Below are 7,976 nucleotides of genomic sequence, written 5' to 3'. Positions count from 1 at the left end.
CCTGCTGCCCGGCGGCTCCGCCACCGAACTGGTCACCAACGCCTGGAACGGCGGCGTCCCACTCGGCGACTCCCTGCTCCTGCTCGCCCCCACCGCGGCCTGGGTCATCGTCGCCGTCACCCTCGCCACCCGCCTCTTCCGCTGGGAACCCCGCCGCTGAGGACCCGCCGTACGAACATCGGCGGAGCGCCAACTCCACGGCAGCGACCGTCCACTGTGGCCCGATCGCGGCCATGCCCCAGAGGGAGTTCCGATGCGAAAGTCCGTCCTGACGGTGGTCGCCACCGCCGGGGTGGCCACCCTGGCGCCGGTGGGGGTGTCATCGGCGGCGACAGCGGACACGGTGAGCTGGGGGCCGTGCCCGGAGGACGCGGCCAGGCCCGGCCTGGAATGTGCGACGCTCGACGTTCCGCTGGACTACGGGGACCCGGACGGGCAGACGATCGAGATCGCGATCTCGCGGCCGGCGAGTACCAATCCGCAGAAGCGGCGTGGCGTGCTGCTGACCAACACCGGCGGGCCGGGCGGAGAGGGCCTTGTCTTCCCGGCCATTCCGCGGGGCGACCTCGCGATGCCGCGGGAGGTACTGGACAGCTACGACGTGATCGGGATCGACCCGCGCGGCGTCGACCACAGCACGCCGGTGACCCGCGATCCGACCCTGCTGGAACACCCGTCCAACACATCCCGGTGTACGCACGCGACTCCGCTGACGTCACGAACGAAGCGGACCGGGTGGCCGGTGTGGCCGGGAAGTGCGGATCCTCGGCCACCGCGCCGCTGCTGCCGCACATCACCACCGCGAACACGGCCCGCGACATGGACCGGGTCCGGGAGGCACTGGGCGAGTCACGGATCTCCTACTTCGGCATCTCCTACGGCACCTACCTCGGGTCGGTCTACACCACGATGTTCCCGCATCGCAGCGACCGGTTCCTGATCGACAGCGCCACCGGCTTCCTGGCCACCGGCCACCGTCCCGACCGTGATCAGGCGTGTGCGGCCGAGCCGAACTGACCCGAAACCGCCGGCACCTGCCCATGTCGCACCGATTCCAGGGGCACCAGCCGAGGTGGATCCGGGCGGGCGGCATCCGGAGACGAATCTGGCGCGAGGCGGAAAGTCCGCCCCGCGCCAGATTCGTGTGTGCGTCAGGAGATGCCACCCACGTAGGAGCCCGGGTTGGTCGCACCGTCCTGCCGCAGGACAGGCAGGTCCGCCGGCCACGCGGACAGGTGCGGGGTGTCCTCGCCCGGTGCGGTGACCTCCAGAGTCTTCGGCGTCCAGGGCACGCCGCCCTCGCCGGGCGTCAGCACGGTCATCGTGGCTACCTCAGCGGCCTCGCCGGGCACCAGGGCGATGAACCCGCCCTGCTCGACGTTCGGCAGCCGGTACCGCTCGCCGTACGGAGCCTGCGCCTCACCGACCAGGTCCACAGTGGGCAGACCATCCAGTCCACAGGTACCGCCGGAGATGTTCTTGAAGCCCAGCGTCACCTCGTACTGGCCGTTGGAGTCAGCGGGTTGCGGAGCGGTGTCGGTCAGCTTGAGCTGTTCGGCGGTGCACGGCGGCACCTCGCCCGGCCCCTCCGTCACCGGGCCCGCCGAAGCCGAGGCGATACCCGTCATACCCACGGCCAGTGCGCCGGCCGCCACAGTCGTACCGATCGCCATACGCTTCACGAAAGAGTTGTTCATCGTTTTGCCTCCTGCTTCTCGGACGATTTCCTGTCAAGGTCGAGCCATCAACAGCGCCATCCGATATCGAACTGTCAGCGTTCGCTCGTATTCGATATCCGTATCGGCCATTTCGGAACGATCTGAACAGTAGACGTCTGTTCTGATTTACTCGTTCATCGCGGATGACCTTCGTCACACGCAATGAACGCGGCCACGGCGGCGGTTCAGGACATGCGATCGTCTGCGTGGGAAGTATTGGTACTGCTAGGTTTTCTCTCCTGGAGCCAGCGGATCCGGCCGGCGTCAAGCCCGGCACGAAATGGTTCCCGTTCAGATTGAGGATTTGTGCGTACGGGCATCGAGATGGCGCGACGGGCGAAAGGCACCGGACACGCTCACTTCGCCGTGACCTCGTTCCGGCGCCGGTCGCACCTGCTACCGGTTCTCGCGCGCCTCGGGCCGCGAGTACGGAAGTGCCGCCGCCGTCAGGAAACGACCGTCGTCCTGCTCGACGGTCAGTGTTCCCCCATCGGCCGCGACGCGCTGCTCGAGCGCGGCCAGTCCACGGAGCTCGGGCGGCCTGCCGTGCTGGGCACCATCGTTGACGACGGTGATGCTCGACTCCGACAGGGTGATCCGCACCCGCGTTGCCTGAGCGTGCCGCAGGATGTTGGTCGTGGTCTCGCGCAGTACCTGACCGAGCAGCTCGCTCGCGTCCTGGTCGACATCCGCTTCGCGGTTGATGCGCACCCTGATGCCCGCGGCCTCGAACAGGTTCCTCGCGTTCTCCAGCTCGGCGGAGAGGTTCAACCTGCGCTGCGCGTAGGCGAGTTCCTTCGTCTGGGTAATGGTTTCGCTGACCAACGCGTGGATCTCCTGCAGCTCCTGTTTGGCGCGTTCGGCGTCACTGTCCACGAGTCGCTGTGCGAGCGCGGTTTTCAGCTTCACCACATGCAGCGTGTGGCCCTGGATGTCGTGCAGATCGCCCGCGAACCGCACCCGCTCGCGGATGACGGCCAGCTCCGCCTCCCGGTCCCGCGCCTCCTCCAGGTCGGTGACGACATCGTAGAAACGCTTGTTGGGGAACCGGAGTGCGACCGTGGCGGCGGTGATGCCGGTGGGGACCAGGACGTACTGCACCAGGACGTCGACGACGCCCTCGTGTGGCAGCAACAGTCTCGACGCACCCACCGCGGCGACGTAACCGGTCAGCGCGAAGGCCAGCACGACCCGGTGCCGGGGCAGCTCGGGAATCACGAAGGAACCCACACAGGCCAGGCAGACGAAGACCGCGCTGCCGTCGACCACCAGCACCGAGAACGGCCACACGAGCCCGGTGACGATCAGACAGGGCAGAGCCACGCGCAGCACCTCGCCTGCGGTCCATCGCACGAAGGCCACCAGGCCGGCGACCACGGACGCACCCAGTATCGCGAACGCCCACCACGATTCGGCGTCCTTGGCCAGCACCAGTGCCCCGGCGAGGACGAGCAGCGGGAGGAACAGGGTCAGGTTGAGTTTGCGTAGCTGCCCCTGTGCGGGCTCGGTCCCGCCCTCGGATGCCGCACGTGCCGAATTCACGCAATCACCCGGCCTTCGCACGGCCACGGTCGGAGCCGGGACCCGGGGCGTCCGCACGCACCATGATCGCGGTCACCGGTATCGCCGGATAGGAATGGCAGAGCATGCCGCCACTATCGTTGTGATCCGCCGTCCGCACCAGTGACGTCGCGTCATACGTTCGCGCGGACCGGCGTCCGGAATCGGTGCCGCGACGGCACACTTTCGCCCGCCATGACGATCCGCGCCCAGGCTCCTCGTGTCCGCTGTGGACACCCGATTCGGTGAACGTACGCCCAGCGGATGACGCGGCTGTCGTCCTCGGTGCGGATGTGGCGAGGGATCGGCCACTCCTAACGTCGAGACATCGTCACCCGGGCGGTCGTCCGGGATCGCCCGACCGAAGCAGGTTCGATGGCCGGCGGGCCCCGCGTTTCGCCGGCCATCGGCGATCCGTCCCGATCTTCGGTGTGGCGAGTTCGGTAGTTCGTTCGGATCCGGCGCCCGGTGCGCCGGGCCAGGGAGGAAACCAGATGCGAAGAAGCTGTATGGCCGCGCTCGCCGTCGCGGCGATGGCGACGGTCGTGGTGCCGGGAGTATCGGCCGCGAACACCCCGGATCCGTTGCGGTGGGGCGCGTGCCCGGAGGACACCGCCGCGCCGGGCCTGGAATGTTCCACGGTGCGGGTGCCGCTGAGCTACCAGGATCCGGACGGGAAACAAATCGACATCGCCATTTCCCGGATGGCGAGCAAGAATCCGGCGCAGCGGCACGGGGTGCTGCTGACCAACCCGGGCGGCCCCGGCGGCGCGGGACTGCAGTTTCCGACCCAGCTCCTGGATGCCGGTCTGCCACAGACCGTGCAGGACACCTACGACGTGATCGGGATCGACCCGCGAGGGGTCGGGCACAGCACCCCGGTCACCTGTGACATGACCCCGGAGCAGATGTCGCGGGGCAACATTCCGCCGTACGCCCGGAGTTCGGCGGATGTCGTGAAGCGGGGCGAGGAGGCGAAGCTGGTCGCCGAGCAGTGTGCCTCCTCCGAGTCGGCATGGATGCTGCCCCACCTCAGCACCGCGAACGCCGCGCGCGACATGGACCGGATCCGGGAGGCGCTGGGCGAGGAGAAGATCTCGTACCACGGGGCCTCCTACGGAACCCATCTCGGTGCGGTCTATTCCACTCTGTTCCCGGAGCGCACCGATCGGATCTCGCTGGACAGCAGCGTGCCCCCGGGCGGTCTGGACAGCGAGGGCGGGCGGCTGATCGGCAGAGGTGTGCAGGACCGGTTCCCGGACTTCGCGAAGTACGCCGCCGCCCATCCGGAGCACGGTCTCGGCAGTACGCCGGAAGAGATCACCGCGAAGTACTTCGAACTCGCCGAGCGCCTGGACGAGAAGCCGCAGCAGGGGCTCGACGGCGCACTGTTCCGCCTGGTCACCTTCGGGCACCTGTACCGCGATGCGCAACTGCCCATGCTGGCCGAACTCTGGAAGGCGATCGAGTCGAACCAGCCGCAGCCGGACCCGGAGGTACCACCGTTCCAGTCGGACAACTCGTTCGCCAGTCACCTCTACACGATCTGCAATGACGCCGACTGGTCCAGGTCGGTGCCCTCGTATCAGGCCGATGTGGAGGTCGACCGCATCCGGTACCCGATGTTCGGCGCTGCCACCGCCAACATCCGGCCGTGCGCGTTCTGGCCGAGCGCTCCGGTGGAACCGCCGGTACAGGTCGGCGACCGGGGCCCCTCGAACGTGCTCATGGTGCAGAATCTACGTGACCCGGCCACCCCGCTGGCCGGAGCGGAAAAGCTGCGCGACGCACTGGGCCGGCGTGCCCGGATCGTCACCGCCGACCAGGGCGGCCACGGCGCGTATCTGTACGGCGCGAACCAGTGCGCGAACGACACGGTGACCACCTTCCTGACCACCGGGCAGCGCCCGGCGCAGGACCGCGCCTGCGCGGCCGAGTCTGCCTGACCCTCGGCGGGAATCGAACAGAAACGACCGCTTTCCCCTGCTGCTGCGGGGGAAAGCGGTCGTTTCGGTATGCCCGGTCATGCGTGCGACCCGCTCCGCACGACCGTGCTTCACTGCCCTTGTTCTCAGCCGGAAGCCGGGGCCGCCTCGCAGGTGACGTCCCGCTCGGGCATGGTGCCGTCGACCAGGTAGTTGGTCGTGGTGTTCAACGCACAGGGATTCTTGCCGAGGACGTAGGCCCCATGCCCGCTCCCGTCGACGCTCACCAGCCGGGACCGCTCGCCGAGCTTCTCGTTGATCGACTCACCGCCGGAGAGCGGAGTGACCGGGTCGCGCTGGTTCTGCACGACCAGGATGTTGGCCGGCCCCTCGTCGTTGATCGCCACCGGCGGCTCGAGCGGTTCCTGCCAGTAGGCGCAGGGGATGATGTTCGCGGTGGCCGCGCCGAACAGCGGGTACTTCTCGCGATCCTCGGCCACAGCCCGCTGGTAGCTCTGGACGTCCTCGGGCCACTCGACATCGTTACAGGTCACCGCGAGGAAGACGGTCAGGGCGTTGTCGTTCGGCGAAGGCGTACTGGTAGCGGCCGGTTGGGCTCCCTTCGGCGCCGTGCCGGTGGAGTTGAGCAGCGACTGCCAGGTCTGCGCCGCCTGACCGTAGGACTTCTCGTTGTAGAGCGAGGCGAAGTTGATGAACCGGAAGGTGCCACCGTCGAGGCCCTCCGCCGGGGTCTCATCGAGTTTCTCGGCGATGGTGAAGTAGGTGTCGCGCACCTCCTCCGGGGTGCTGCCCAGGCCGTAGCTCTCGTTCCGCTCCGCCGCCCATTTCGCGAAGTCCGGGAACGTCTCCTCCATGCCCCGGGCGTACCTGCGGATCCCCTCCTCGTTCAGGTGGGTGTCACCGATGTTGCTGTCGAGGACGATCCGGTCGGACCTCTCCGGGAACATCGAGGCGTACGCGGCGCCCAGCCCGGATCCGTAGGAGTAGCCGAGGAAATTGGTCTTCTCCTCGCCGAGCGCGGCCCGGATCCGGTCCAGGTCGCGGGCCATGTTCGCGGTGGTCAGATGCCGTAGCTGTCCATTGTGGTCGTTGGCCGCGCACTGCTCGGCGACACCCTTGACGACACCGGCCCGCTCGGCCACCGCGGCTTCGTCGACCGCGTACGGCGGAACGTTGGCCTGGTACTCCTGCTCGGCGGTGAAGCCACAGTTCACCGGCGTCGAGTGGCCGACCCCGCGAGTGTCCATACCGATCAGGTCGTAGCTGTCCAGAACGCTGGCAGGTATCCCCTGGGCGGCCAGGAACGTGGGCTGGTCCAGCCCGGTCCCGCCCGGACCACCCGGGTTCAGCATCAGCACGCCGCGCCGCTTCTCCGGGTTCGTGCTGGCCAGCCGGGAGATCGTGATCTCGATCTGCGTGCCGTCGGGATCGCTGTAGTTCAGCGGCACCGGCACCGTGGCGCACTGCAACTGGGGCGGATCGTTCGGGACGTCTTCGGGGCAGGCGCCCCACTGCACCTGCGCCACGGGCTCGCCGCTCTGCTCGGCGGCCACGACCGACACTCCGGTCACGGCCCCGGCAAGGCCGAGCACGGCCACCAGGGTCACACTTCGGCCAACGCCGCGTTTTCGATTCACGTGTTCACTCCCCGACGTAATCTCGCAACTGTTCTTGTCAGTTGACACTCCACACTGTGCCCTTGGGACACAGTCAAGTCGACGTGCCACAGCGCTTCTCGCCGGTTCGGATGACGAGGGAAGTCTGGACGAAAGCGCACACGGCTTCCCGGAAAGTGCGCCAGAGGATCGGGCACGGCATGCTCCCCGAGAAATACACGCGCGCGCTCCGGTGAACTTTCCAGCTATGCGGGCGAATTCGGCACGGACGACCGGGCGGCGGGGCGACTCGTGGCGCGCCGGGCACGGGCTCGCGTGGTATGCCTCTTCTCGCATACTCCGGTCCCAGAGTCGAACGCACAGGCTCGGCGCGTGTCCGGCCAGGCGCGCGGATCACGGGCGACCACGAACACGAGGAGAAACGTCATGCGGCGCGACCTGCTGATCGTCGAGGATCTGATGCTGCTTCTACTCGACGACAAGAGCGGTGCCCTCAAGGGTGCGGGCACGATTCACTACTCGCTCGGTGGTGCGGTGCTGATGGAACTCGCGCTTCTCGGTCGCGTCGAGGTCGATCGGAAACAGTCCGTGCACGCCGTTCCGGGTGATCCCCTTGGCGACCCACTGCTGGACTCCGCCGCGGCGCAGGCGGCGAAACGGCCCCGCTACGTACAGACCAGCCTGATGGAGATCGGCGCCAACCTGCACGCGCAGGTACTCGATCGGCTGGTGGAGCGGGGTTTCATCCGACGTGAGCGTTCCAAGATGCTCGGCTTCATCCCGAGCACGAAGATGCCCGCGCAGAATCCGGCGTACGAGGCCGAGTTGCTGGAGCGCATGCGTGCGGTGTTCGAGGACGGAGTGAAGCCCGACGCGCGCACCGGCGTACTCGCCGCCATGCTGGCCGCCAGCGGCACACTTCCCGAGTTCCACCCCGCGATCCGCTGGTCGGGCAAGATCGCCGTCCGCGCGCGGGAGCTGCAGGAGAGTGACTGGGGTTCCGCGGCCGTGAACAACGCGATCGTCCAGGTAGCGAACGCCGGCGTAGCGGTCGGAGTCGCCACGGCCGTCGGCGTCATCGGCAACAACTAGGACCTCCTCGAAGGCGACCGTGCTTCGTGTTCGAGGTGGCCAGG

Annotated in this window: 6 protein-coding genes and 1 pseudogene; 4 read left to right on the top strand and 3 right to left on the bottom strand. The window is 67.9% G+C overall.

Annotation, left to right across the window (positions count from 1 at the left end):
* Together CFN78_RS30250 and CFN78_RS30000 are read left to right on the top strand one after the other, a co-directional pair.
* Nucleotides 1-160: pseudogene (locus CFN78_RS30250) on the top strand (ABC transporter permease); the annotation flags it as partial.
* A 530-nt stretch (nt 161-690) separates the two neighbouring features.
* Complete coding sequence (locus CFN78_RS30000) at nt 691-1,017, top strand: alpha/beta fold hydrolase (RefSeq protein WP_240519738.1); 327 nt, start codon at nt 691-693, stop codon at nt 1,015-1,017.
* Nucleotides 1,018-1,151: 134 nt separating this feature from the next.
* Here CFN78_RS30000 and CFN78_RS27780 read toward each other — a convergent pair whose 3' ends face one another.
* A complete protein-coding gene (locus CFN78_RS27780) occupies nt 1,152-1,697 on the bottom strand; it encodes a DUF4232 domain-containing protein (RefSeq protein ID WP_094866252.1) in 546 nt (181 codons plus the stop codon).
* Between the two features lie 417 nt (nt 1,698-2,114).
* Nucleotides 2,115-3,260: a sensor histidine kinase gene (locus CFN78_RS27775; protein ID WP_094866250.1), complete on the bottom strand. Its 1,146-nt coding sequence runs from the start codon at nt 3,258-3,260 to the stop codon at nt 2,115-2,117.
* Between the two features lie 512 nt (nt 3,261-3,772).
* Here CFN78_RS27775 and CFN78_RS27770 point away from each other — a divergent pair.
* Nucleotides 3,773-5,224: an alpha/beta hydrolase gene (locus CFN78_RS27770; RefSeq protein ID WP_094866247.1), complete on the top strand. Its 1,452-nt coding sequence runs from the start codon at nt 3,773-3,775 to the stop codon at nt 5,222-5,224.
* Between the two features lie 125 nt (nt 5,225-5,349).
* On the opposite strand, the gene CFN78_RS27765 is transcribed toward CFN78_RS27770, so the two are convergent.
* On the bottom strand, nt 5,350-6,861 hold the full coding sequence (locus CFN78_RS27765) for an alpha/beta hydrolase (protein WP_240519737.1): 1,512 nt from the start codon (nt 6,859-6,861) through the stop codon (nt 5,350-5,352).
* Nucleotides 6,862-7,266: 405 nt separating this feature from the next.
* Between CFN78_RS27765 and CFN78_RS27760 the strand changes: the two genes are divergently transcribed.
* Nucleotides 7,267-7,932, top strand: coding sequence for a GOLPH3/VPS74 family protein (locus tag CFN78_RS27760; protein ID WP_094866243.1), 666 nt, complete (start codon nt 7,267-7,269; stop codon nt 7,930-7,932).
* Nucleotides 7,933-7,976: the final 44 nt, after the last annotated feature.

Origin of the sequence: Amycolatopsis antarctica, assembly GCF_002262875.1 — a bacterium.
GTDB lineage: Bacteria > Actinomycetota > Actinomycetes > Mycobacteriales > Pseudonocardiaceae > Amycolatopsis > Amycolatopsis antarctica.
This window is presented reverse-complemented; position numbering and strand designations above follow the sequence as displayed.